The following is a 22,686-nucleotide window of genomic DNA, read 5'->3' on the forward strand; positions in this document are numbered from 1 at the left end:
TGGTGGCGGAACGACCGACGGAACTGACCATGGTGGTAACCAATTCGGAAGTGCTTGATGGTCAGTGCAGCAGTAGCCATGTGTTCGGCACGGATGGCGGTTGCCTTGGCAGCGATCAGGGTGCCTGTGATTGGTGGCTGCCCGACACTGCGGGGCGTGTCAGCGGTGTACATGCCTTTGTGGGATACGAGGACGGCAGGTTCATCCTGCAGGCAGAAGGCGGCGACACCTGCATCAACAATGGAAGACAGCCGCTGGGCCGAAATCAAAAGGTATCGCTGTCCGATGGGGACACTCTGGTGATCGGCGATTACCACGTTCGTGTCCATGCCGGAAGCGGGAATGAGTATCTCGGGATCTCCGCTTTGGCCGGGGCGCTGACCGGGGGTCGCGAGGCAGTCATGACGGCGGATGGCGGGCCGCTGATGGCCGAGAAGGCGGATGACGCAGGAGATCCGTTGGTCGCGTTGGGTGGGCAGTCCGATCCGGGCCGGCATGTGGATGATCCGATCAAGGCATTGGAGGGGGCTATGGAGGGCAACAAAAAGAATGGTTCGGTCAACGGAGAGTGGACGGGCCCGGACGGCGGCCGCGACCTTCGATCCAGGGAGGAGTCCGCCATGATGAGTCCGGCGCAACCCCGGTCCACGGAAGCACGCGAAGACGAACTGAAGGCACTGGAGCAATCGGTGGGGGCCCACCTGGACGAACGGTGGTCGGGGCCGGAGACGGCGACCGCGACCGCGGGCGCCGCCGGTGGCGCGAGTATCCAGCCCTTGCTCGGAGCGTTGGGTGTGAACCTGGAATTCCGTGACGCGGCCGAGCAAAGGGAATTTCTGGCGCTCGTCGGCGAGACCGTGAAAGCGACGGTGACCGGCTTGTGCGAACTCCACCGTACCCGGCACGAGTCCAGGTACCCGCTGCGCGACCGCCGCCTGCAGCCGATTGAAGATAATCCGCTTCGTCTCGAGCAGGACTATCACGAGACGGTCCGAACGATGTTTTCTTCCGACCGGAGTCCGGTGCATCTCGCACCGGCGGCGGCGGTGTCGGAGTCGCTGGAGCTCATGAGCCGGCATCAGCAGGCAATGGAAACCGCAATCAGTGCCGGGCTGCAGACGCTGCTGTCGGCGTTCGAGCCGGACACCCTGCAGCGTCGGTTCGCGGCATATCGAACCGGAGACGAAGCAGAGGCCCGTGGCGACGGTTGGTCATGGCGCATGTACCGCCACTATTTCGCGGAGTTGAATTCCGATCGGCAACAGGGCTTTGCAAAGCTGTTCTGGGAGGTGTTCGAACAGGCGTATGACCAGTCGGTGCGGAGTCGGCAAGGGGAGACGAAATGATCTCCTGCCGGGGTTGTCGGTTGCTGGTGTGGGTGATTTTTGCAGTTCTTGTAAGCGGATGTGCAACACCATTGGAAACGGCAGGAAAGCTGGGGCAGGTGATCTGGGACCCGTCCGTTCCGGTAGGCCATCCGGAAGACCAGCCTTCTGCGGTACGCCTGAGCCTGGTGGCCGACGAGGACGTCAATCCCAACAGCGAAGGCGAAGGTACACCGCTGATGTTTCGCGTGATGCAATTGAAGGATGACTCAATGCTCATGGCCGCAAGCTATGAGGAGCTCGAGGAAGAGCTCGAAGACGCGCTCGGGACCAATTATCTGGACCACGACGACTTCACCCTGTTGCCAGGCCAGTTCAAGAGTTTTTTTCTGGGTGAACTGGACTCGGATGCCCGCTACATCGGTTTGGTGGCGTATTACGCGATGCCGGATGAAGCGCAGTGGAAAAAGGCCCTGCGCGTTGAATCGCGAGGCCGTGACTACAACCTTCTCGTGCATTTGCGCAGGCACGAAGCCGACCTTCAGGACGAGGACTGATGGTGTGTCGAAATCGAGTAGTCTGGCGTGAAGGCGACTTCATCAAGCCGCAGCATTTCCAGCAACAGCAACGCAGCCTTGAAGGGGTGGTCAACCTCCGGCTCGAGGCGGCTTGCGCCTATGACCACGGGTTCGTGGAGCTGTCGCTCAACCAGGAGTTTCTCGGGTTCGGCCGGGTGGCGCTGACTCGGGCACGTGGCGTGTTGCCGGACGGGACAACCTTCGACATTCCCGGGGATGACCTGGAGCCGGAGCCGCTGGAGGTCACGGAGGCGAGCGCGGCCAACCAGCATGTTTATCTTGCGCTGCCGCTTGCGCGCGACAGTGTGGCCGAGGTGGCGGACACCGATCAGCCGGAATACGAAGGTCGGTTTCGGCTGGAGCCGCGCGAAATCCGCGACCTGCACTCCCGCGGGGGCGATGCCACGGAACTGTCCGTGGCAAGGGTGGCTCCAAGGCTGCTGCTGGAGCGCGATGACCGTAGTGGTTATGCCTGTCTGGCGGTCGCCCGGATCCTCGAACTCCGGCCGGATGGCGGGCTGGTACTGGATCCGCATTTTGTTCCCACGGCGCTGAGTACCCGCGTTGCGCCAAGCCTGCAGCGGTTTCTGGGCGAGATGGCCGGCCTGATGCAGGAGCGGGCAAGAAGCATTGCCCAGCGGCTTGCTGCCCCCGAACAGGCGGGTGTCGCCGATGTCTCGGATTTCATGCTTTTGCAGCTGCTCAACCGCCTGCAGCCCCGCTTTCTGCATCTGGCCCAGCATCGCCGCCTGCACCCGGAAACGCTGTATGCCTGCATGCTGGAAGCCTGTGGCGAGCTGGCCACTTTTACGGACGAGTCGCGTCTTCCGCGGGCCTACCCTCCGTACGACCACGACCATCCGGACGACTCGTTGCGGGCCCTGATGCAGGGGCTTCGACTGGCGCTGTCCACCGTGCTCGAAGCGCGCGCCGTTGCGATTCCGCTGGAGCATCGTCGGTACGGCCTGATGGTTGCACCCTTGAGTGATCCCGGGCTCCTGGAGGATGCGGAGTTCATCGTGGCGGTGCACGCCGATATGCCGGTGGAGGAACTGCGTCGCCTGTTCGTGCAGCAGACCAAGGTGGCCAGCATTGAACGCATCACGGACCTGGTGAGCCTGCAGTTGCCGGGCGTGCCGCTGGTCCCGTTGCCCGTGGCGCCACGGCAGCTTCCATACCACGCAAGCCACATCTACTTCCAGCTCGACCGGCGTAGTGAGGCATGGTCGACGTTGTCCGGCGGTAGCGGCTTCGCATTTCACGTCGGCGGGAAATTTCCGGGGCTGGATATCCAGTTCTGGGCGATCAGGAGCTAGCGATGACGGCAATCGCAGAAAGTCTGAAAGATCATGGAAGGGGTTTCAGCGAGGGAGGTTCCGGAGCCGCGGTGCAGGCCGGCATGCTGGATGGCGACGAGGCACTGGTGTTCCGGCTTCGGGGCTACAGCCTTAATCCGCTGGTCGATGCGGCGAGTCCGCTGTTTGGACTGGTGATCCGCGTACGCCAACTGGAGCGGCTGGAAGACGTTGAAGCCCTGTACCGCCAGGTGGTGGAGGAAATCCGCTCCATCGACATCGAGCTCACGGAGCAGGGCTACGACAGACCAACCGTGCTGGCGTATCGCTATGTCCTGTGTTCGTTCGTCGACGAGGCGGTGATGAGCACCTCGTGGGGTGCGCAGAGCGACTGGGCGGAACATTCGCTGCTGGCCCGTTTCCATGACGAGACCTGGGGAGGGGAGAAGGTCTTTTCCATCCTCGCACGGCTTCAACAGGAACCGCAGCGGTACGAGGAATTGCTGACATTCATCTATGTCTGCCTTTGTTTGGGGTTCGAGGGGCGCTACCGCATACAGCCCGAAAAGAACGACGAGTATCAACGTATCGTCAAGGCGCTGGGGGATCAGCTGTCGTCCCTGCACGAAACCAGTGAAGAAGCACTGACGGATCCGGAACGGCATGTGACGCGCAGTCGCTGGAAATCGCGCGGTGAGTTTCCCGTGTGGATGATCGTTGGACTTTTTGCTGTGGTGTCTGTGGGCCTTTATCTGGCGATGTCCTGGTCCCTCGGTCAGCAGGCGAGTGAAGTCAGCGCCCTCGTGGCGCAATGGTTCGAACAAAAAGGGAATTGACATGCTCAAGGTAGAGCTCGGCGCACTTCTCAAGCGTCTGCATCCGGTCGCACGGCAGGGCCTGGAGGCCGCGGCCGGTTTGTGTATTGAACAGCGCGCACCGGAGGTGAGTGCTGCGCATGTGCTGGCAGCGTTCCTCGATCAGCCCTTGTGCGACGTCCGCTGCCTGCTGGGCGATGCCCTCGGGGAGGTTTCGGAGCTGCGCGGCCGGTTGCTGGCCGCAGCGGCGCCCATGCGTCCGGAAGAGGAGGGCACACCGGCTTTTTCGCCGACGCTGGTCGCCCTTCTGCAGGATGCCTGGCTGATGGCCAGCACGGAGCTGGAGCATAGTCAACTGCGCAGCGGCGCCATCCTGCTCGCCTTGCTGCAGTACCCGGACCGCTACCTCGATCACGACAACGCGTATCGGATGGCGGCCGTCGATCGCCATGTACTGTTGCGCGATTTCGACCGGCTTGTCGCCGGGTCCGCGGAGCAGCCCCGGAAGGAGGGCGCCGAAGCGGTTGCCGCCAGCGCGGATGACAGTGCGCTGGGGCGTTTTACCCATTCCCTGACCGAACAGGCCCGCGAAGGTGAACTGGATCCGGTGCTCTGTCGGGATCTCGAAATCGACCAGATGATCGACATCCTGGTCCGACGCCGGAAGAACAACCCCGTGGTGGTCGGTGATGCGGGCGTGGGCAAGAGCGCGCTCGTTGAAGGACTGGCCCTTCGCATTGTCGCGGGCAAGGTGCCCGCGTCACTGCGGGAGGTGGATCTGCGGGTTCTGGACCTCGGGGCCCTGCAGGCCGGGGCCGCTGTGAAGGGCGAGTTCGAGAAACGCCTCAAGGCAGTGATACGCGAAGCAGCGGAAGGGCAGTGCCCGGTGCTGCTGTTCATCGACGAGGCGCACACGCTGATCGGGGCCGGGAACCCGGAGGGTGCCGGGGATGCCGCCAATCTGCTGAAGCCGGCCCTGGCCCGCGGTGAGCTGCGGACGATCGCCGCTACCACCTGGCGCGAGTACAAGAAATACATCGAGAAGGATCCGGCCCTGGCGCGCCGCTTCCAGCCCGTCAGCGTGGTTGAGCCGACGCCGGAGCAGGCGCTGGTTATCCTTCGCGGGTTGAGGGATGTCTACGAAGACAGCCACGGCGTCGTGATCGGCGAAAGCGCCCTCCGTGCGGCGGCGGAATTGTCGGCACGTTACCTCGCCGGCCGACAGCTGCCCGACAAGGCGATCGAGGTGCTGGACACCGCTTGTGCAAGAGTGGCCCGGGCGTTGCAGTCGCCTCCGCGGGGACTGGTTCACCTGGATAGCGAGGTTCTCGCGATGGAGCGGGAGATGGACCAGGTGCAGCGGGAGCGACTGCTGGGGCGTGCGGATGCGGGGGATCGCGAGGCGGAACTGTCGCGGGATCTTGCGGAGCTCCGGGCCAGGCGCACCGAACTCGATGCGGCATGGCAGGAACAGCGTGAAAAGGTTCGGGCGATCCTGGACCTGCACTCCCCGCTGCTGAGCGAAGCGGCGGGGCAGGACGGCGAGCGCGATGCGGCGGCCGCCAGGCTTGCGCAATTCGAACGCGAGCTCGAGGCGCTGCAGACGCGCCATGCCCTGGTCAGCGCGACGGTCGAGGCGCCCCGGGTTGCAGAAGTGATCGAGGACTGGACAGGCGTTCCGGTGGATCGCATGAGCGACGACGAGCTCGGCCGTCTGACGCGGCTTCCCGCTCTGCTTGGCGAACATATCAAGGGACAGGACGCAGCCATCGAACAGCTTCACCGGCACCTGTTGACCGCGCGCGCGGATTTGCGCCGACCGGGGCGTCCACTGGGGGCGTTCCTGCTGGTGGGGCCGAGCGGTGTCGGGAAGACCGAGACGGTCCATCAGGTCGCCGAGCAGCTTTACGGGGGGCGACAGTTCCTGACCACCATCAACCTGTCGGAGTATCAGGAGAAGCACAGTGTTGCGCGGCTGATCGGTTCGCCGCCGGGCTATGTCGGTTTCGGCGAAGGCGGGCTGCTTACCGAGGCCCTCCGCCAGCGTCCGTACTCCGTGGTACTGCTGGACGAGGCCGAGAAGGCACACCCCGACGTCCTGAACCTGTTCTATCAGGCATTCGACAAGGGGGAACTCAGTGACGGTGAAGGTCGCTGTATCGACTGTCGCAACGTTCTGTTTTTCCTTACTTCCAACCTTGGGTATGAACAGATTGTGCGGCATCACGCGGAACCGGAGGCGCTGGAGCAGGCGCTTTATCCGGAGCTCGCCGCGTTCTTCAAGCCCGCCTTGCTGGCCCGGATGGAGATCGTTCCTTACCGGCCGTTGTCCGACAGCACCCTCGAGGAGATCGTTACGGCGAAACTCGATGGCCTGGTGACGCGTATCCGGCGGCAGCATGCGGGTGCCGAAATCGAGGTGGCGCCGGCGTTGCCGCAGGCCATCTGCCGGCGGGCGCGGCGAAGCGAGAACGGTGCCCGCATGCTCGAATCCGTCATCGAAGGCGAGCTGTTGCCGCCGGTGTCGTTGAAGCTGCTGGAGCATCTGGCCCGCAAGGAAACGATCCAGCGCATGGAACTCGGAATTGACCCGGAGAGCGGTGAATTCCGCGCTGATATCGCCTGACGACACGCCGCGATTGCACGCAACCGTGACTCTCGAATCTGACATGCAGGCGAACGGCCATGTCGTCGGCGGGCTTGTGTCGGTGGTTCCACTGGTGGAAAGCCGATCACCCGAACAGTTGCGCCGACGCACGGCCCGTTTGCTCGAGGAAACCGTGCCGACCGGCTGGGTTCGTCTCCTGGCGCTGGATGCCAGCGGGCGGTGGATGTCTGCCGACGCCAACGCGGCGCGCTACGCCTGCGATGACTTCCGGCATCCCTATGCGCATGTGGTCCGGTCCGGGCGTACGTTGCAAGCACGCGTGGCGGACCTGCGAGGGCGCATGGATGACCCGGAGTTTCGGGCCGATATCGAGGATCTGCCCGGCGACTGGGAGATCGAGTGCCGGCCGCTGCGTGGAGAAGCGGCCGGAAACGACTGGCTGGGAGTCATGGCGCTCGCGGGTCCCACGGGCCGCTTGCGGGCGCTGCGGGCCGCTCCGGACCTTGGTGCGCTGGAGCGGCTTGTCAGCACCACCTGGTACAGGCTGCTCAACCAGGCGCGAGCGCACCGCCGTGACGAGGATCTGCGCCATTCCCTGAACCGCCTGCAACAGGACTCCCGGGCCCGTTCCCTGGAACAGGCGCTTGGCCGCCGACTGATCGGGGGGTCGCCGGCCATGGCCGAACTGAGATCCCGTGTGATCCGCGCGGCGGAAACCAGGCTCGCGGTCCTCCTGCAGGGCGAGACCGGGACCGGAAAGGAGCACGTCGCACGGGCAATCCACGAATTCTCGGCGCGGCGTGAAAAGGCATTTGTGGCGATCAATTGCGCTGCCATCCCGGAGGCGCTGCTCGAATCGGAGTTGTTCGGCCACCTGCGTGGGGCCCACTCCGGGGCGACGCACGATCGCGCCGGTCTGCTGGCCGAAGCGGACGGGGGGACCCTGTTTCTGGACGAGATCGGCGACATGCCGTCGGCGCTGCAAGCGAAGCTGCTGCGGGTGCTGGAGAGTGGCCGGTATCGTCCGCTGGGCGGAGGGCGGGAGCACGAGGTGGATGTCCGTCTTGTATCCGCAACCCACCAGCCGCTGGTAGAGCTTATCCGCGATCGGCGTTTCCGGGCCGACCTCTACTACCGGCTGAACCAGTTCCCCCTCCATCTCCCGCCGTTGCGGGAGCGTCGGGAGGATATTGACGAGCTGGCCCGGCATTTCGTCGACGAATTCGCCGCGCGCGAGGGACGGGACGGCATCAGTATCAGCCACGAAGCCCTCGCCTGTCTGGAGGGGTATGAGTTCCCCGGGAACCTGCGCGAGCTGCGCAATACGCTGGAATACGCCTGCGCGATGGCGAGCGAAGGCGAAGTGATCCGGCCGGAGTTGCTGCCGGTGGCAAGGGCTACGGAGCCGGTCGTCCCGGGAGCCTCCAATCCGGCGCAGGCGCCGGTCAACCTGCGGCAGGCGGTGCGCGATTACGAGGCGCGCCTGATCCGGGAGAAGCTGCGCCAGTTCGAGGGAGACCGCGCCAAGGCTGCGCTGAGCCTGGGCGTTCCGAAAAGGACGCTGGCGTACAAATGCCGGCAATTCGAGTTGGACAAGGATTTCACATGAGGCACGGAAATGCTGCACGGCTTCTGTTACTGCCGCTCGCCTGGGCGGCAGGGCTCCTGCAGGCCAGCGAGTCGGTTGGCCCGGAAGCCGTCTCCGCATGCGTGGAGATCGAAGCAAGGGCCGATCGTCTGGCCTGTTATGACGACCTCTTCCGCTCCGAATCGGGCGACCCCGGCGCGTCGCACCCGGCCCCTCCGCTGTGGGAGGTGGTCGAGCGGCAGGAAGCCCGACGCGCGACGGACGATCATCGTCTCAGTGTCGGGGAATACGAGGAGGTGGTGCTGCTCACAGCCCCGGCACTGGGTACGCCGCCGCCGCGGCCTCGGCTGGTGGTCGCCTGCTATTCGGACATTACCCATTTCCAGGTCCATCTTCCGCTACCGGCGTCGGCGGGTCGCGTCGACATGGAGCTCGTCCAGGGCGGCACCCGCATCCAGCAGACCTGGCGCGTGCGCGATGGCGGCCGGGTCGTGAGTGGGGGGCGCGGCCTGCCCGCGATCGCAACCCTGCGGCAGTTGCTGGCGGGCGGGAATCTGGAGCTGGGCAGCGAGGCGTTGCCGGCACTGGACGGGCTGCGCTTCGAGATCGACGACCTGGCCGAAGCGATTCGGCCTTTGAGGGCGAAATGTCGTTGGTAGAAGACATGGACCGGGTCGAATCCGGTGCGCACGTGGAGGCGGTGCTGGCGCCGGTGGACGGGCCCTCGGGGGTTGGTCAGGAAGTGGCCGGCAGTACCGACTACGCCTGGCTGGACGAGGAACTGATGAAGGTCGGCTCCCTGCGGCATGGCCAGATTGACTGGGCCGGCGCGGAAAGTCGCGCGATCCGGCTGCTCTGTGAAGCGGGCAAGGACATTCGGGTGCTCGCCCATCTGCTTCATTGTCTGCAGCAGGAGCGTGATCCGGCCCGCTTCGAAGTCTCGTTGCGGTTGCTCTCCGGGGCACTGGATACATGGTGGGAAAACGCCTACCCGCGACCCGGCGAGCCCGGCAAGGCTCTGCGCCGGAAACTGTTCGGCACCATCATGCAGCGCGCCGTTCACTTGGCCGCCGGTCTCCCGGCCGGCACGAAATGCGGGTACAAAGAGCACCTCGACATACTCGAGCAGTTGCAGGAGAAGGCGCGGGCGGCGGGATTGCCGGTCGACCCCCTGGAGGAGCTGGAACAAACGCTGACCCGTCTCGCGGCGGCAGCGCCCGAGGGCCCAGGGGAGCTGGAGGAGGAGCACGGACCAACGCCTCCCGAGCGGGCCCCATTGTCCGCGGATCAAGGCTCCGCGCTGGCCGGAATCGAGCTGCGCACCGGGGACGAACGCGGGCAACGGGAAGCGCTGCTTCGCGTGGCCGATCATCTGGCCGCTCAGGCGCCCGATCAGCCCATCGGCTATCGGCTGCGTCGCTACGCGGTGTGGGCGCCGATCGACGGTGTTCCCGCGACCCGTGACGGTCAACGTACCGAGCTGGCGGCCGTGGCCGCCGACCGCATGGCGGAGTATCGCGAAGGGGCGGAGCGCGGTGGCAACCACGCCCTCTGGCAGCGACTGGAGAAAAGTCTGGCGGTCAGCCCCTTCTGGCTCGAGGGGCAGCGTCTCAGTGCAACGCTGGCGCAGCGCCTGGGGTTCGATGACTGCGCCGATGCGATTCACGAGGAAACCGTCCGATTCGTAACCAGGCTACCCGGGCTTGTGGAACTGCAGTTCAGCGACGGGACCGCGTTCGCGGATGAAACCACGCGCCAGTGGCTGGCCCGGGCGGGCGGGACGGAAAGCAGCGGACTGCCGGCAGCGGATGCTCCATGGCAGCAGGCCCTTGCAGAGGCGCGCTCCTGCCTGGACGAGGACGATGGTCTGAACACCGCACTCTCCATTCTCGACCGCGGGCTGGCGGCAGCCAGGTCTCCGCGTGACGAGGCCTATTGGCGTCTTGCCAGCGCCGACCTGCTTGGGGAAGCCGGGCTGGAGGCTCTGTCCCGGCAGCAGTACCGGGCGGTACAGGCCGTGATCGAGGACCTCGCACTGGAACACTGGGAACCCCAGCTCGTTCAGCGCCTGAAGGCGGCCGGTGCAGGCTGTCGGAACTAATCGGAAAAACACGCAGGAAGCACACATGTGGAATCACGCAAGGAAAGGCATCTCCCGCTTTGCACGGAGCATCTTCAAGCCGTCCGCCATCGGTGGGGCCGGGAAGGCGGCGGGTCAGGGGGGCGGCTCCGGCAAGCTCTGGTTCTGGTTGCTCGTGGCGATGCTGGCTGCAGTGCTGGCCGTGATCTGGATATGGGGGCCGGCCTGGCAGGTGGGCGACAGCCACCCGCTGGCACCCTGGCCGAACCGGCTCGCGGTGATTCTGGCCGTGGTCGCAACGGTGCTCGTGATATGGGGTGTGCGTCTGGCCGCCCGTCTGAAGGCGGTTGACGAGGAACGCAGACAGGCTGGCCAGCCCGATCCGGTAGCCCTTGCGGTGGAGCACCAGACCCAGGGCCTGGCCCGCTGGCTTGAACAGCTGCGCGGACACCTCGGGCGGCGCCGCCGGGCCATGTATTCTCTCCCCTGGTACATGGTGCTGGGCCCGGACGACAGCGGAAAGACCAGCCTGATCAATCGGTCGGGATTGCGTTTCGCGCTGACCCGGACGGTGCTGCAGCCGGAGGAGGATGAAGGCAGCGGTCGGCGTGTGGACTGGTGGGTGAGTGATCAGGCGGTGCTGGTCGAGCCTGGAGAGGGCCTGCTCGAACACGATTCCGGAAGGGATGAAAACGCGATGGACGCGGTGTCCCAAGGGCTCTGGTCCAACCTGGTTGACTGGATCCGGGTCCAGCGGCCCCGGCGCCCCCTGGACGGGGTCCTGCTGGTGCTGGATCTTTCGTGGCTGGCGTCGGCCAACCCTTCAAAGCGCCGTCAACAGGCCGAGATTGTCCGCGGACGCTTGCAGGATCTGACAACCCGCTATCGGAGCCGGGTGCCGGTCTACGTGGTCCTCACCAAGATGGATGGCCTTTTCGGCTTTGACGAATTCTTCCGTCATTACGGCCGGGATGCCCGCAGCGAGCCACTGGGCTTCTCCTTCGAGCCCGGAGTCGCGGACCAGCCCGACCAATGGGAGCGGGCCTTCGCCGAAGAGTACGAAGGGATGGTCCAGCGCATCGACCGAAGGCTTCTGAACTGGCTGGCGGAGTCGCGGGACCGTTCCGAACGGGAGGCGGTGTTCCGTTTCTCCCGCCAGCTGGCGGGGCTGGGCGAGGTGCTGCGCGAGACCCTCCAGGAAGCACTCAGCGCCCGACGATACGCCACGGAACCGCAGGTACGCGGAGTGTATTTCACGTCCGTGTATCAACAGGGCGTGCCGGTGGACCCCTTTGCGGAAACGGCAAGTGCGCGTTATCGCATGAAGGGCGAAGCGCGTCCGGCATACAGGGCGGCGCGCTCGGTCGCGTATTTTTCCGAACAGCTTCTCCAGCGCGTGGTGTTTCCCGAGGCGGGGTTGGTCGGAGAAACGGCCGATGCTGTCGCGAAGCGTCGTACGGTGCACCGGGCAACGATTGCGCTGTGCCTGGGCGGCGGTCTGGCGCTGGTGCTGGGCTGGGGTCATTTCTACCAGAAGAACGCCCTTGCCCTGCAGGCGGTGGAAGCCAAGGCCCATGGGCTGATGGACGTACAGCCCTCGGTGATGCAGCGTGACGACCCCACCGGGCAAAGCATGGTTGATCTGCTGGACCGGATGCGCGATGCGACTGCGGTTTTCGGTGACTATCGACAGCGCTGGCCGGCCGTGGCGGATATGGGCCTGTATCAGGGGTATACCGTGGGCCGGATGGTCGATCAGGCCTATCTGGACATGTTGCAGTACCACTTCCTGCCCGCGGTGATGATCGGTATTGCGGACGAGATGAACACCGCGGCGCCCGGCAGCAACGAACAGCTCACCCGATTGCGGATTCTCCGGATGATCTCCGATGCCAGCGGCCGCCAGCCGGAGCGCGTGCATGCCTACATGGCGGATCGCTGGCAGAGACAGTTCCCCAACCAGGGTGAGCTGCAGCGCCGGCTGCTGGCCCACATGGATTACGCCATGGCCCATACGGATCTCCTCTTGGAGTGGTCGCAGGGCAACCCCCGTGCGCAGGCGGCGATGGAGCCGGTGGAGGGCAGTATTCGGGAGGCCCAGCAGGTGCTCGCGCGTCAGCCGCTTGACGAACGGGTCTATTCCCTGCTGCGCAAGCAGGGCGAGGCCCGTGGCGACGGGGCGCTGCGTCTCGACCGTCGGGTCGGACCCGGGTGGAGTACGGTCTTTCGGGCGCGGGATGGCGACGTCTCCAGCATTCGGCTCCCCGGGCTGCTGACCCGGCAGGGCTTCGAGGAAGTATTTCTGGAGGACATCGAAGAGGCCACCGAACTGGCGCTGGTGGACCTGTGGGTTCTGGGCCGACGTGACGATATCGCCTTCAGTGACCGGGATGAGGAGCGGCTCCGCGACGCGCTTCGCGAGCGCTACGTGGCCGATTACCATGTCACCTGGCGTCAGGCCCTGGACAACATCCGGCTGGTCGATTTCGAGCATGTTTCCCACGCCGTTGTGGTGATGGATGCACTATTGGGGGCGAGTCGTCCTCTGGATCGGCTGTTGCTCGAGGCGGGGCGCCATACCGATCTCTACCCGCGCCTGCCGGTGGACGACGAAGCCGCCCGCGAGGCGCTCAAGACTTCGCCGCGTTACCAGCTGGCCGGCGAGGTTGCCCGGCATTTCGAGGCCCTGCACGCCGTCGGCCGCGCCGACGAGGACGACCCGAGTGACCTGGAAAGCGCGATGGCCGCCGTGGCAGAGCTGCGGGATCACCTTCGGTCGATCGAGCAGTCCAGCGAGCCCGGGCGTACGGCCTTCCGGCACGCACGCGACCGTCTGTTGCTGTCGAGCGGTGACCCGGTGGAGGCGGTCGAGCGTCTGGCGGGGGATCTGCCGGCCCCCGTTGATCGATTCCTTGACGACCTGGCGCAACAGAGCTGGCAGCTGATCACCGCCGAGGCGATTCGTTATCTCGAGCGGCAATGGCTGGACGAAGTGGTGGCCCCTTTCGAGAGCGGTCTGGCGGGACGTTATCCCCTCGATCCGGAGGCCGACCGCGAGGCGGCACTCGAGGACTTCGAGGCATTCTTTGCGGAAGGCGGGGTGATCGATGGTTTCTTCCAGGACAAGCTGCAGCCGTTCATCGACGAGGGGCCGGAACTGCTCGAGGATGCGGATGGCGCTTCGCTGCTGAACCCCGCCGTGCTGCGGTCGGTCGAGCAGGCCGAACGGATCCGCGAGGCCTATTTCGGTCGTGATGGCCTCCTGGACGTGGAATTCACTGTAGAGCCCGTAACACTGAGCAGCGACAAGCGGCGAAGCATCCTCAACGTCGACGGACAACTCCTGGAATACCGCCACGGTGCGCCGGAAGGGGTTCGCATGATCTGGCCCAACAACCTGCGCGATACCAACGAAAGTCGGGTCACCCTGGTACCGGGACAGGTCAACCGCTCGCCACGCAGTGTGTCGTTCCGCGGGGCATGGGCATGGTTCCGTCTGGTGGACCACGCCGAGATCGTCTCCGCCGGGGAAAGGGAGCTGAAACTTCGCTTCGGCGTTGATGGGGGGCACATGACCTACGAGCTCACCGCCAAGGGCTCCCGGAACCCCTTCACCCGGCCTCTGACACGGAACTACGAATTGCCGACAGCGCTTTACCACGACGGGGGAAGCCGGAATGCTGAAACGCGTTGAGGGATGGTTCCGGCGTCGTGGCCAGGGCGATGCAACGCCCGCGGCGGCTGCCGGGGACACTGCGGCCGGGTTGGGCCTGCGCCCCGTGCCTGTGGAGATGCTGGACGCGTTTCTGGAGACCGTTCGGCTTGCCGATTACCAAGGCTGTTCTCCCTGGGTGCTGCGTGAAGAGCAACAGCTCGCAACGTTTCGGCGTGCGTTGGAGCATCTGGTCCAGAGTGGCGTTTGGCTGCAGGTTGCCGATGAGGGGGTCGAACACTGGGATGGGCGCCTGATGAGCCTGTGCCCACGCCCGACCGAGCCGCTGGGATTCGTGCTCGCCTGCCGGCCGCAACCGGAAGCGGCGTGGCAACTACGGTTCTTCGGCGTGCCCGAGCAGTGGCGGGGGCGGGGCCATGGCCGGCGGTTGTTGCAACAGACCCGGGAGGCCTTTCGGGGAGAACCCTGTGTCGCGCGCCTGCCTGTCGTCTGCGAAGCAGCGGCCCGTTGTCTGGAAGGTGCCGGATTCGAGCGCCAGGGGACGGATGCAAAGGACGTAATGCATTACGAAGCACCGGCCTACTGGGGACCCTGACGGGTTTGTCCCGGTCGGGGGCATCAGGCTGCACGGCCGGCTTCCACCTGTTGCCGTTTCCGTCCCCGTCCCTCGGTGCGCAAGGGGCGGGGCGGACGGTCCGGGGCCGTGCGGCGCCCGGGTAACAAGTTGCCCGCAGGCAACATCCTGCTCGCCATGCCGGGCAAGACTTCGCCCACGGGAGGGGAGACTCGGTTGGCTGGGGCGACAAGTTATTGTTTTTCAGGCCGCACAAAGAACGGGGCAGCATTGGCACGGAAGCTGCTTTTCGTTTGGTGTCCTCCGGGACATTCACCAACCAACGTCACAAGGAACTGACAATGCCAACACCTTGCTACATCAGCATCCAGGGACAAACCCAGGGCAACATCACCGCTGGCGCGTTCACCCCCGATTCGGTCGGCAACATCTATGTGGAAGGGCACGAGGACGAAATGCTTGTCCAGGAGGTCAAGCACGTGGTGACTGTCCCGACCGATCCGCAATCCGGTCAGCCCTCCGGTCAGCGCGCGCACAAGCCGCTGATCGTCACCGTCGCCCTGAACAAGGCCGTGCCGCTGCTCTACAACGCCCTGGCAGCGGGTGAATCCCTGCCGTCCGTGGACCTGCGCTGGTACCGCACCTCCACGGACGGCAAGCAGGAGCATTTTTTCACCACCACGCTGACCGACGCCACCATCGTGGACATCGATCTCAGCATGCCGCACGCGCAGGACGCATCCAAGGCCGAGTTCACCCAGCTCGTGAACGTCAGCCTGGCCTATCGCAAGGTCGACTGGGAGCACACAGTGGCCGGTACCTCCGGTACCGACGACTGGCGTTCGCCCGAGGAGTCCTGATCCGGATCGAGGCCGCCCGGAAGGGCGGCCTCGACCCTCGAATCAAACGCTGTCATGGCCGCCGATGGACTCTCGTGGTGCCGGGGGCTATGCAGTCTGGATAGCCAATACAAGGGAGAAGGAACCATGTCCAAAACGATCATGGTCGTGGGGGACCTGGATACCGGGCATGACGGCTACCCGCCAACGCCCGTGATCTCGGGCAGTCCCACGGTCTTCGTCAACGGACGCCCGGTTGCGCGCGAGGGCGACCCGCTGGCTCCGCACAAGAAATCCGGCAAGTCCACCCACACCCGCAACATTGCTCCGGGCGGTTCCACGGTGCTGGTGGATGGCCGCCCTGTCGCTCTGACGGGCCACCCGGTGTCCTGTGGTGGCGTCATGGTGGGTGGCGGCGGCAGTGGCGTTGTGAGCGGATCCTGACAGTCCCACCACCGTCGGCCGGATAGGTCCGTTCGTCGGCCCACCCGGGCTGTCCGGTCCGTTCGAAGTCGGGCGTGAGCAGGTCGTCCGGCCGGGGTTCGGTGGGGCCTGGCGCGGGCAGGACGCGCGGCAGGTCGTCGTTTTCGGTGTTCCGGCGCCACTGCACGCGGACCGTGATCGTCTGTCTGTGGATGTGGTAGTGGCCGTCCCTGCGCTCGATGTCGGGCAGCGAGCGGTCGATCCAGAAATAGTATTCGCGCCCGTCGGGCAGGTAGCGCTGGAAGCGGGGTGCTGGAAGCGGGGTGCTGGCGGCTCGGGTGGCCCGACCGACGTGCAGGGCCTGGAGGCAGGCGTGGAGGGCGTGGGCACCGATAGCCCAGGCGCTGAGGTCGCTCATCCGGTCCCGCGACGAGCGGGCGGCCAACGGCTCCACCATGTTCCTTTTAGCCATACCCATGGTTGTTCCGGTCATGCCGCGTTGGCGGCGAATGGCCGTGTGGGGTAGGCCTTGCGCGGTGTTGGCTCGACCTCGATGCCGAAGCGTTGTTCGACATTGCCCATCTCCACGAACGGCTCGCCGCGCTGGTAGGCGGCGCGCAGTTGTTCGCTGAGCTCGGTCAGAGGTTGGGAGGGCCGGGCCCACTGGGTTTCGGGCAGCGGTCGGGACCACTCGGCGAGCCAGTCCCTGGGCACGGCCCGGGGCAGCACATGCTTCATGCGGTACTCGGTGTACCAGTGGGCGAAGCGGGCATGGTTCCACCACTGCTCGCGGCGAAAGCGCTGCCAGCGGCGCTTGTCGTGGGTGCGCTCGTAGCGTTCCCGCTCCCGGGCCACCTGGGCGTCGTACCATTCCACGCCCCACTCCCGGGCCGACGGCGTGATCGCCTCGGGCCCCTCCTCCATGAAGCGGCGGATGTACTCCCACTGGGCCAGCGCGCCGGGCAGGCCGCCGACCCCGACGATGATGCCGGCCCCGGGCAGGGTGTAGCCGGGTCGTTCGGGATCGGGCGGCATCAGGGCGAAGTTCCAGCCGAAGCCCGTCACCCCACCAGCGCTGAGGCTGGGGTTGAACCCGCAGACCGCGATCACGTCCTCCCAGGGCACCAGCACCGTCTGGCGCTGCTGGCCGACGAGCTTGCGGCAGAAGTCATAAAAGTGGGGGTAGAGGGGAAGAAAGGCCAAAGAGGCGATGTGGATGAGCAGTACCTTGAGTGGAAAGGCCGTATCCGGATTCGTCATCCATTCAGGCGATTCCGCTATGAAGATGAGCCCTGTTGATGCAGCGATGGCACCGGAAATTGCCATCAACCACATGTTGGTCGGATCGGGCAGCCAGAAGCGCCTTCCCGGGGCGTCCACTACGAAGGCCACCTCGCGGCGTTGTCGGTGCAGGCGAATGGGCGGGATGCGCTTCAGTACAACATCGGGAAAGAGAATGCCGGTGAAGAGAGGAAACAGCGATATGCCATAAGCCACCCCAAACCACCATGGGATGGTTGCCAATGGCAGCCCCCCCCAAAAGAAAGCCAGCAGTAACAGAAATGCCCCGATGCCCACGATAAAGGTCAACCCAACACTAAAGACATGCCCCGTAATCAGGAGGCTATCGAGGCTGGCGCCCTGGCGCAGGTCCATTGTGGCCTCGTCGTGGCGCACATCGATATGGGCCACGTCCACCCCGTGTTCGCTGTCGGTGGGGACCGGCAGGGGGCTGAGGCAGTACTGCTCACCGCCGGCGCGGCTTTCCCGCTCGCCGGCGCGCATGGGGGGCAACGGTTCGTCTGTGGTCGGTTTGGGCATGTGGGGTTTTCCCTTGTTCTTATGGCCAGGGCGTCAGGGGCATGTCCGGCCAGTTGCCCACCTGATGGCGGGTGAGGCGGCGATCGCCGAGGGCGGAGAGCTCCTTCCACGCGTCGGAGAGCGACGTGCCGCGCCGATGCAGCTGGAATACCCGGGTGGTGCGCCCCTCGGGGCCTTTGGTGCGGATGACCAGGCGGAACTCGTGGCAGTCGGCCAATGCCTCGGGATCGAAATGGTAGTGCAGGGCATAGCTAGAGCCCCGGGTTTCGAGCTCGGCATGTTCGAGTAAGTCCCGGGTCATTCCCTTGAGGTGCGGGGTGACGCCCCAGAGGCCCACTGCAAGGTTTTCAGCACTGGGGGCGTCAAGCCCGGGCAGCCCGATGCGGATGGCGAGGTCGCTGGCTGCCGGGCCGGGTCCCGGGCCGCCATGGGGTTCGGCCTGCCCCTGGCGTTCCACCCTGAGATCGGTATCGCCCAGTCGGGCCAGTGCCCGCTGGTGGGCCTCACGATCCCAGCCCTCGTTCTCCCGCCCCCAGTGGCTGCGCTGGCACCAGCGCTGCACGGGGCTCAACGAGAAGCGATTGGCGAGCGCCTCGCCGATGATCAGCAGCGCGGTGCCGACCGCCACCACCCAGCCCGCGGGGCCGGCGAATTTGAGCAGCAGCAGTCGCCAGGCGACGGCGGGCTTGCCCAGTATCCGGCCAAGGGCGCTCATTCCGCCGATAAAGAAGCCACCACCGGCGACTCCGACGGCACCTGTAAAGGCAACCTGTGAGGCCAGTCGCTCGGCGTCGGTATCCGCTCCTCCGATACGCTGATATTGCCTGTAAACCTCCAAGAGACCTGTAGCGCCACCCAGTAGGGCCACGGCCCCCATCGCTCCATTGGCCACCCTGGCCCAGCGCTCCAGTTGCGCGGGGCTGCCGGCGGCGGCGCGGGTCTCGGCCAGGGCCACCTGCTGAAAGCCGCGCCCCTGGTAGAGGTTGCGGTGGCGGGCGTCGATGATCATTTCCCGGATCGCCATGATGCTTGCAGCAGCCCCGGACACATTGGCAACCATCCTGTTCAGGTGCTCGAGAACATCTGCCTGTGCCTTGGCGTTGAGCATGTCTCGCAACGCCACGCCCGCCATGATCATGCCCAGCACGGACAGGCTGCCGTTGACCAGCACCCCCAGGCTGCGGCCCGTGGATATTTCGCCCTGCTCGTCGCGCACCAGGGTGTTCAGGGTGTCGTTCAGTGTGGCTCTCGGCTGGTGGGCAATTTTGCGGTCGGCGGCACGTTCCGCCAGGGCCGCACGGGTGGCGGCCATGCTGAGGCCGCCAACCTTGAGGGCGTGGCCGTTGTCCTTGTCGATCGGGAAGCTGTGTTCGGCCAGGTCGTCGAGTGCCGCTCCCAGCAGGCGCTTGTGCTGGTTGATTCCTAACTGGGCCTCCCGGATCTTGCGGGCGTTGAACTGGTCGGCCGCCCGGCGATGGGCCTGGCGGGTACCGCGCCTTGATGCGCGCGTCATCTCCTGCTGGCGTTCCCGCTGGAGTTGTTCGAGCTTCTGTTCCAGCGCGGTCAGTCGGGTCATGGCGGTATCGGTGTCGACCAGCGCCTTCTGGATGCGGTCCAGGACCGATTGATCGGGGATGTCCCAGCCCAACTCCAGCAGGCCCAGGCGTTCGGCGAACATCAGCCTTTGCCCTTCCGGCAACCGGGAAGCGAGGGTTGCGATGCGCGGCCCCAGGTCACTGTCCTGGGCCTCGTCGAGCAGTGTGGTGAGGACAGCCTGCCCCAGCATCTTCTCCTTGAGCTGCACTTCGCCGGCGATGGCGGTTCGGGCTTCGTCGGAAAGCCCCTCCACGCTGCGAAAGCGAAGCCCGGTCTGTTGCTCCACCGTATCCCGCCACTGCTGGTAGCTGGCCAACGCGCCTTCGGCGGCGATCAGTGATGCCGTCTGGGACAGGGCCTTCTGGATGCCACTCCCTTGTGACAGGAACGTCTCGACGAAGGATTCGGTAGGCACGAAGTGCATCAGGTGCGCCGTTGCCGGGGTGTCACCGGCGTAGTAACGCGCCAGGAAGGCCTCCTGCCCGCAGGCCAGCAGTGTCTCGACGGCCTGTTTCTCCAGCAGGCAGGCCAGCACGATGTGGCGCTCGTCCTCGCGGTCGAGCAGCAGCGCCTGGGTGTGCCAGGTTTCCAGGATGGCCGCCAGATCGGTACCGATGCCTTGATAGTCGACCTGCCACCGGGCCTCGAGTCGATCGGCATGGGCCAGGTAGTCCGCCATCTCGCTCTGGCGGATCACATCGACGATGCCCTTGGGCGCCAGGGCGTAGTGGCCGCCGATCACCTCGCGGAAGTGATCCTGCTCAGCGCGCTCGACGAAGTCTTCCACCTGATCGGCCGTTGTGCCCAGTCTTTCGGCCAGCTGTTCGCTCAACGCGGAGATATCGCCCTCGATGGGGGCCAGCTGCCTGCGCATGAACCCCGGGTGACCGCCGGCACTAACGGAAGCGTCCTCGTGGGTTTCGCGGTGCTGCGAAAAGAGCTCTGCAAGCTTCTGGAGGTCATCCCGCTCGGCATCGCCTGCATTCCCCAGCCAGTCGGGGATGTTGCCCTCGCCTGCATTGGCGATGTGCGGCTCGAAATCGAGGGTTATGAACCCGTCGATGGTTCGGGCGGCAAAGAGCGGGCTTTCCTGCTCGGCCAGCCAGTTGCCCTGCTGTTCCGCCAGGCAGGCCCAGGACTGGGCCAGGTCCTTGACGCGCCCGGCGATGTCCTCGACCAGCAGGCAGGCACTGTCCTGCTGGTAGTCTCCCTGAATCGCCGCCTTGATCTCCGCGGCACGGGCAAGGCGCCATTCGCCGTGTTCGCCTTCGGTTTCGCACCAGGGATAGCTGCCCGGGTCGAGGGGCTCGCCGCTGTCCGGGCCCGGGGCGGCCGGCGTCGGGCGGGGTTCACCGTGATCGTCCGCCAGGACATCCTTCAACGCTTCGGGGTCCAGCAGATGGGCGGTGCCGTTCCCCGGGCAGTAGGCGCCGACATTTACCCGTGTCATGACCTGATCGCGAAAGGCCGCCTGCCGCAGCATCGACTGATGCACGTCGGTGAGCTCCACCGGGCTGAACAGCACCTGGATGCTGCCCTTGCGTTCGACGATGATCGGATCACCGCTGCCATCGGGTTTGACCTCGAAGACCTGCAGCTCGTCCGGCGCGGAACTGTGGACCAGGTAGAGCCAACCCTCACGAACCGGACGAACGCCGCAACGCCGGAAACTGCCCTCGTGCAGCGGGGCAAAGCCCGGGGTGTCCGACGCCCGCTCCGCCTCCGATGACTCGACCAGGGCGTAACGCACCGGAACCAGTTGCAGGTCGCTTCGCGTAATGGGGCACAGGCCCTGTTCCTCGCCCGGGTCGTTGTCGTTCTGACTGTCGGCGACGCGGTTGGCGGCTTCCATGTCGCTAATCATGCACTGCTCTCCCTGCTCGCAAGCCGCTGGGCCTCGGCGAGGGCGGCCTTGAGTCGTTCCATGGGGGGACGGTCGTCGGTCTGGGTCAGGAGGCGAGCCAGCTCCGGCATGCGCTGTTGATCCAGGGCAGCCTGCCCGTGGGTACCCAGGATGTTGGCCATGTAGTAGTAGGTGCGGCGTCCATCGAAGCCCAGGTGCCGGGTGATATTGATCACTTGCCGGGCGCTGGCGAGCGCCGTCCCGCACTCCCTGAGCAGTGGGCCGTTGGCAAAATACGTCTCGAGGTGTTGTGCCAGCTCTCCGGCAAACCGCTGCCAGGAAATGCGGCTGAGCGACTCGAGATGCGCCGGCTGCAGGCTGAAGCGCTCCCGCGGTGGTGTCGGTGCCCCGGGGTGACTGTTGCCCCGGTCGCGGGTCAAGTGTCGCCAGGTGACGTTGCCGTCTTCGGCCGTGGGCAGCCATAGCGCTTCTATCACGCCAAGGAGAGGGCTTTGTGATGGCTCGGGTTCGGCCTCGAGCAGACACTGCATGACCCGGGGCGAGGCCACTCGCAGAATCTTCTCACCTTGCTCGGGGTGCCCGACGAACAACAGCCAGCGCAGGTGCTCCGCCACTTCGAGCAACGAGAAGTCGCTGGCCATGAGCCAGCCCCAGCCCTCTGCCGCGCCCCGTTTCAGGAAGGAGTCCCAGAGGGGGCTATCCCCTTCCAGGGCCACCAGACATGGCGATATGTTTCGACACTCCGCCAGGGGGGTATGCAGGTACAGCGGCTCATGGAGGGGGGCATCGAGATGCTCGTAGAGCCACCGCTCCAGAGGCTCCAGCGCGATGCCGTCTAGCAGCAGGTAGTGTCTCCCGTCACCGAGGGACGTCCCCGTTGGTGGCGCACCAATGCGGAGTGTTTCCATGGTCATGCCGATCCCTGGTCATCGCCGGCAGGTGTGCAGGGCTGGGTCAGAGCCATTTCCCCGCGCAGGGCAGCCTCCTGGCGAGCCGGTTCGATGCGGGGCCCGTCAGGCTCCGTACCTACCTGCGCAACCGCAGGTTCACGTGTTTTCGCATCCTCAGGTAACGCAGGTGTTCGGGCGGCCTGCCCGGAGCCGGAGCCCGGGCTGCCGCCGGAGTTGAGGCGGACGCTGGGGCCGCTGAGGGTGACGCCGGAGGGGTCGACCTTGATGAAGCTGCCGCCGGCTTCGAGGGTGATCTCGGCGCCGGCGTCGAGGACGACCTGGTGGCCGGCCTTGATGTGCAGTTCGCGGCCGGATTCGCTCAGCCAGGCCTGACCGGCCTTCAGGTGCAGGGTGCCGTCGACGGTGAAGTGCTGGTCGGCGGCGGTGTGTTCGCGGCGTTCGCCCTGGACGGTGAGGTGTTCGTTGCCGCGGACCTCGGCGAGGCGGTCGCCGTGGACGCCAAGATGGCTGTGGCGTTCGATGGTCTCGCTGCGGTCGTTGCGGGTGATCAGATCGAGGTCGCGCTGGGCGTGGAGGTGGATCTGTTCGGCGTCGCGGGCGTCGTCGAAGCGCAGCTCGTTGTAGCCCTCGGCCTGGTGGCTGCGGGTGCGCAGCACGGAGCGGGTCTTGTGGTCGGGCAGCGGGTACGGCGGGGGG

17 protein-coding genes are annotated in these 22,686 nt (G+C 65.7%); 12 read left to right on the forward strand and 5 right to left on the reverse strand.

Features of this window, described 5'->3' with window-relative positions:
• The first annotated feature begins 2 nt into the window (after positions 1 to 2).
• From tagH to G020_RS15025, 12 genes are all read left to right on the forward strand, one after another.
• The gene (gene tagH, locus G020_RS0110235; RefSeq protein WP_231363066.1) at positions 3 to 1,346 is read left to right on the forward strand and encodes a type VI secretion system-associated FHA domain protein TagH; all 1,344 of its coding nucleotides are present in this window, start codon (positions 3 to 5) and stop codon (positions 1,344 to 1,346) included.
• Entirely contained in the window at positions 1,343 to 1,882 is a 540-nt protein-coding gene (gene tssJ, locus G020_RS0110240) for a type VI secretion system lipoprotein TssJ (RefSeq protein WP_081647417.1), read from the forward strand. Before tagH ends, tssJ begins: the two co-directional genes overlap by 4 nt.
• Complete coding sequence (tssK, locus tag G020_RS0110245) at positions 1,882 to 3,219, forward strand: type VI secretion system baseplate subunit TssK (RefSeq protein WP_024329546.1); 1,338 nt, start codon at positions 1,882 to 1,884, stop codon at positions 3,217 to 3,219. Before tssJ ends, tssK begins: the two co-directional genes overlap by 1 nt.
• Before the next feature lie 2 nt (positions 3,220 to 3,221).
• On the forward strand, positions 3,222 to 4,034 hold the full coding sequence (gene icmH, locus G020_RS0110250; RefSeq protein ID WP_231363067.1) for a type IVB secretion system protein IcmH/DotU: 813 nt from the start codon (positions 3,222 to 3,224) through the stop codon (positions 4,032 to 4,034).
• The gene (tssH, locus tag G020_RS0110255) at positions 3,916 to 6,639 is read left to right on the forward strand and encodes a type VI secretion system ATPase TssH (RefSeq protein WP_231363068.1); all 2,724 of its coding nucleotides are present in this window, start codon (positions 3,916 to 3,918) and stop codon (positions 6,637 to 6,639) included. Before icmH ends, tssH begins: the two co-directional genes overlap by 119 nt.
• On the forward strand, positions 6,614 to 8,230 hold the full coding sequence (locus G020_RS0110260; RefSeq protein WP_231363069.1) for a sigma-54-dependent Fis family transcriptional regulator: 1,617 nt from the start codon (positions 6,614 to 6,616) through the stop codon (positions 8,228 to 8,230). Before tssH ends, G020_RS0110260 begins: the two co-directional genes overlap by 26 nt.
• Positions 8,227 to 8,868: a type VI secretion system-associated protein VasI gene (gene vasI / locus G020_RS0110265; protein ID WP_231363070.1), complete on the forward strand. Its 642-nt coding sequence runs from the start codon at positions 8,227 to 8,229 to the stop codon at positions 8,866 to 8,868. The genes G020_RS0110260 and vasI overlap by 4 nt, the downstream gene beginning before the upstream one ends.
• Positions 8,856 to 10,310 carry a type VI secretion system protein TssA gene (gene tssA, locus G020_RS0110270; RefSeq protein WP_231363071.1) on the forward strand — a complete coding sequence of 485 codons (1,455 nt, stop codon included), beginning with the start codon at positions 8,856 to 8,858 and terminating at the stop codon, positions 10,308 to 10,310. Before vasI ends, tssA begins: the two co-directional genes overlap by 13 nt.
• Before the next feature lie 25 nt (positions 10,311 to 10,335).
• Positions 10,336 to 13,983 carry a type VI secretion system membrane subunit TssM gene (tssM, locus tag G020_RS0110275; protein WP_024329550.1) on the forward strand — a complete coding sequence of 1,216 codons (3,648 nt, stop codon included), beginning with the start codon at positions 10,336 to 10,338 and terminating at the stop codon, positions 13,981 to 13,983.
• Positions 13,967 to 14,557 carry a GNAT family N-acetyltransferase gene (locus G020_RS0110280; protein WP_024329551.1) on the forward strand — a complete coding sequence of 197 codons (591 nt, stop codon included), beginning with the start codon at positions 13,967 to 13,969 and terminating at the stop codon, positions 14,555 to 14,557. Before tssM ends, G020_RS0110280 begins: the two co-directional genes overlap by 17 nt.
• 320 nt (positions 14,558 to 14,877) lie before the next feature.
• Complete coding sequence (locus G020_RS0110285; protein WP_018870968.1) at positions 14,878 to 15,396, forward strand: Hcp family type VI secretion system effector; 519 nt, start codon at positions 14,878 to 14,880, stop codon at positions 15,394 to 15,396.
• A 126-nt stretch (positions 15,397 to 15,522) separates the two neighbouring features.
• A complete protein-coding gene (locus G020_RS15025) occupies positions 15,523 to 15,819 on the forward strand; it encodes a type VI secretion system PAAR protein (RefSeq protein ID WP_024329552.1) in 297 nt (98 codons plus the stop codon).
• On the opposite strand, the gene G020_RS15530 is transcribed toward G020_RS15025, so the two are convergent.
• The 5 genes from G020_RS15530 to G020_RS15395 form a co-directional block, all read right to left on the reverse strand.
• Entirely contained in the window at positions 15,776 to 16,216 is a 441-nt protein-coding gene (locus tag G020_RS15530; RefSeq protein ID WP_231363072.1) for a hypothetical protein, read from the reverse strand. The genes G020_RS15025 and G020_RS15530 overlap by 44 nt on opposite strands.
• A 71-nt stretch (positions 16,217 to 16,287) precedes the next feature.
• On the reverse strand, positions 16,288 to 17,619 hold the full coding sequence (locus G020_RS0110300) for a hypothetical protein (protein WP_024329554.1): 1,332 nt from the start codon (positions 17,617 to 17,619) through the stop codon (positions 16,288 to 16,290).
• Positions 17,620 to 17,638: 19 nt separating this feature from the next.
• Positions 17,639 to 21,079: a toxin VasX gene (locus G020_RS15390; RefSeq protein ID WP_231363073.1), complete on the reverse strand. Its 3,441-nt coding sequence runs from the start codon at positions 21,077 to 21,079 to the stop codon at positions 17,639 to 17,641.
• Positions 21,076 to 21,993 (reverse strand): DUF4123 domain-containing protein, encoded by a 918-nt coding sequence (locus G020_RS0110310; protein ID WP_024329555.1) that lies wholly within the window; start codon positions 21,991 to 21,993, stop codon positions 21,076 to 21,078. Before G020_RS0110310 ends, G020_RS15390 begins: the two co-directional genes overlap by 4 nt.
• Positions 21,990 to 22,686 (reverse strand): hypothetical protein (locus G020_RS15395; protein WP_024329556.1); only part of this gene is annotated, 697 nt, incomplete at its 5' end. The genes G020_RS15395 and G020_RS0110310, both read right to left, overlap by 4 nt.

Origin of the sequence: Thioalkalivibrio sp. ALR17-21 (genome assembly GCF_000420185.1) — a bacterium.
Taxonomy (GTDB): Bacteria; Pseudomonadota; Gammaproteobacteria; order Ectothiorhodospirales; family Ectothiorhodospiraceae; genus Thioalkalivibrio; species Thioalkalivibrio halophilus.

Excerpts from the sequence above, each read along its gene's own strand:
- G020_RS0110285 (WP_018870968.1), top strand. The coding sequence starts at position 14,878 with ATGCCAACACCTTGCTACATCAGCATCCAGGGACAAACCCAGGGCAAC.
- G020_RS15390 (WP_231363073.1), bottom strand. The coding sequence starts at position 21,079 with ATGATTAGCGACATGGAAGCCGCCAACCGCGTCGCCGACAGTCAGAAC.
- G020_RS15530 (WP_231363072.1), bottom strand. The coding sequence starts at position 16,216 with ATGAGCGACCTCAGCGCCTGGGCTATCGGTGCCCACGCCCTCCACGCC.
- tssK (WP_024329546.1), top strand. The coding sequence starts at position 1,882 with ATGGTGTGTCGAAATCGAGTAGTCTGGCGTGAAGGCGACTTCATCAAG.
- G020_RS0110310 (WP_024329555.1), bottom strand. The coding sequence starts at position 21,993 with ATGACCATGGAAACACTCCGCATTGGTGCGCCACCAACGGGGACGTCC.
- tssJ (WP_081647417.1), top strand. The coding sequence starts at position 1,343 with ATGATCTCCTGCCGGGGTTGTCGGTTGCTGGTGTGGGTGATTTTTGCA.
- G020_RS0110300 (WP_024329554.1), bottom strand. The coding sequence starts at position 17,619 with ATGCCCAAACCGACCACAGACGAACCGTTGCCCCCCATGCGCGCCGGC.
- tssM (WP_024329550.1), top strand. The coding sequence starts at position 10,336 with ATGTGGAATCACGCAAGGAAAGGCATCTCCCGCTTTGCACGGAGCATC.
- G020_RS0110280 (WP_024329551.1), top strand. The coding sequence starts at position 13,967 with ATGCTGAAACGCGTTGAGGGATGGTTCCGGCGTCGTGGCCAGGGCGAT.
- G020_RS15025 (WP_024329552.1), top strand. The coding sequence starts at position 15,523 with ATGTCCAAAACGATCATGGTCGTGGGGGACCTGGATACCGGGCATGAC.
- tssA (WP_231363071.1), top strand. The coding sequence starts at position 8,856 with ATGTCGTTGGTAGAAGACATGGACCGGGTCGAATCCGGTGCGCACGTG.
- icmH (WP_231363067.1), top strand. The coding sequence starts at position 3,222 with ATGACGGCAATCGCAGAAAGTCTGAAAGATCATGGAAGGGGTTTCAGC.
- vasI (WP_231363070.1), top strand. The coding sequence starts at position 8,227 with ATGAGGCACGGAAATGCTGCACGGCTTCTGTTACTGCCGCTCGCCTGG.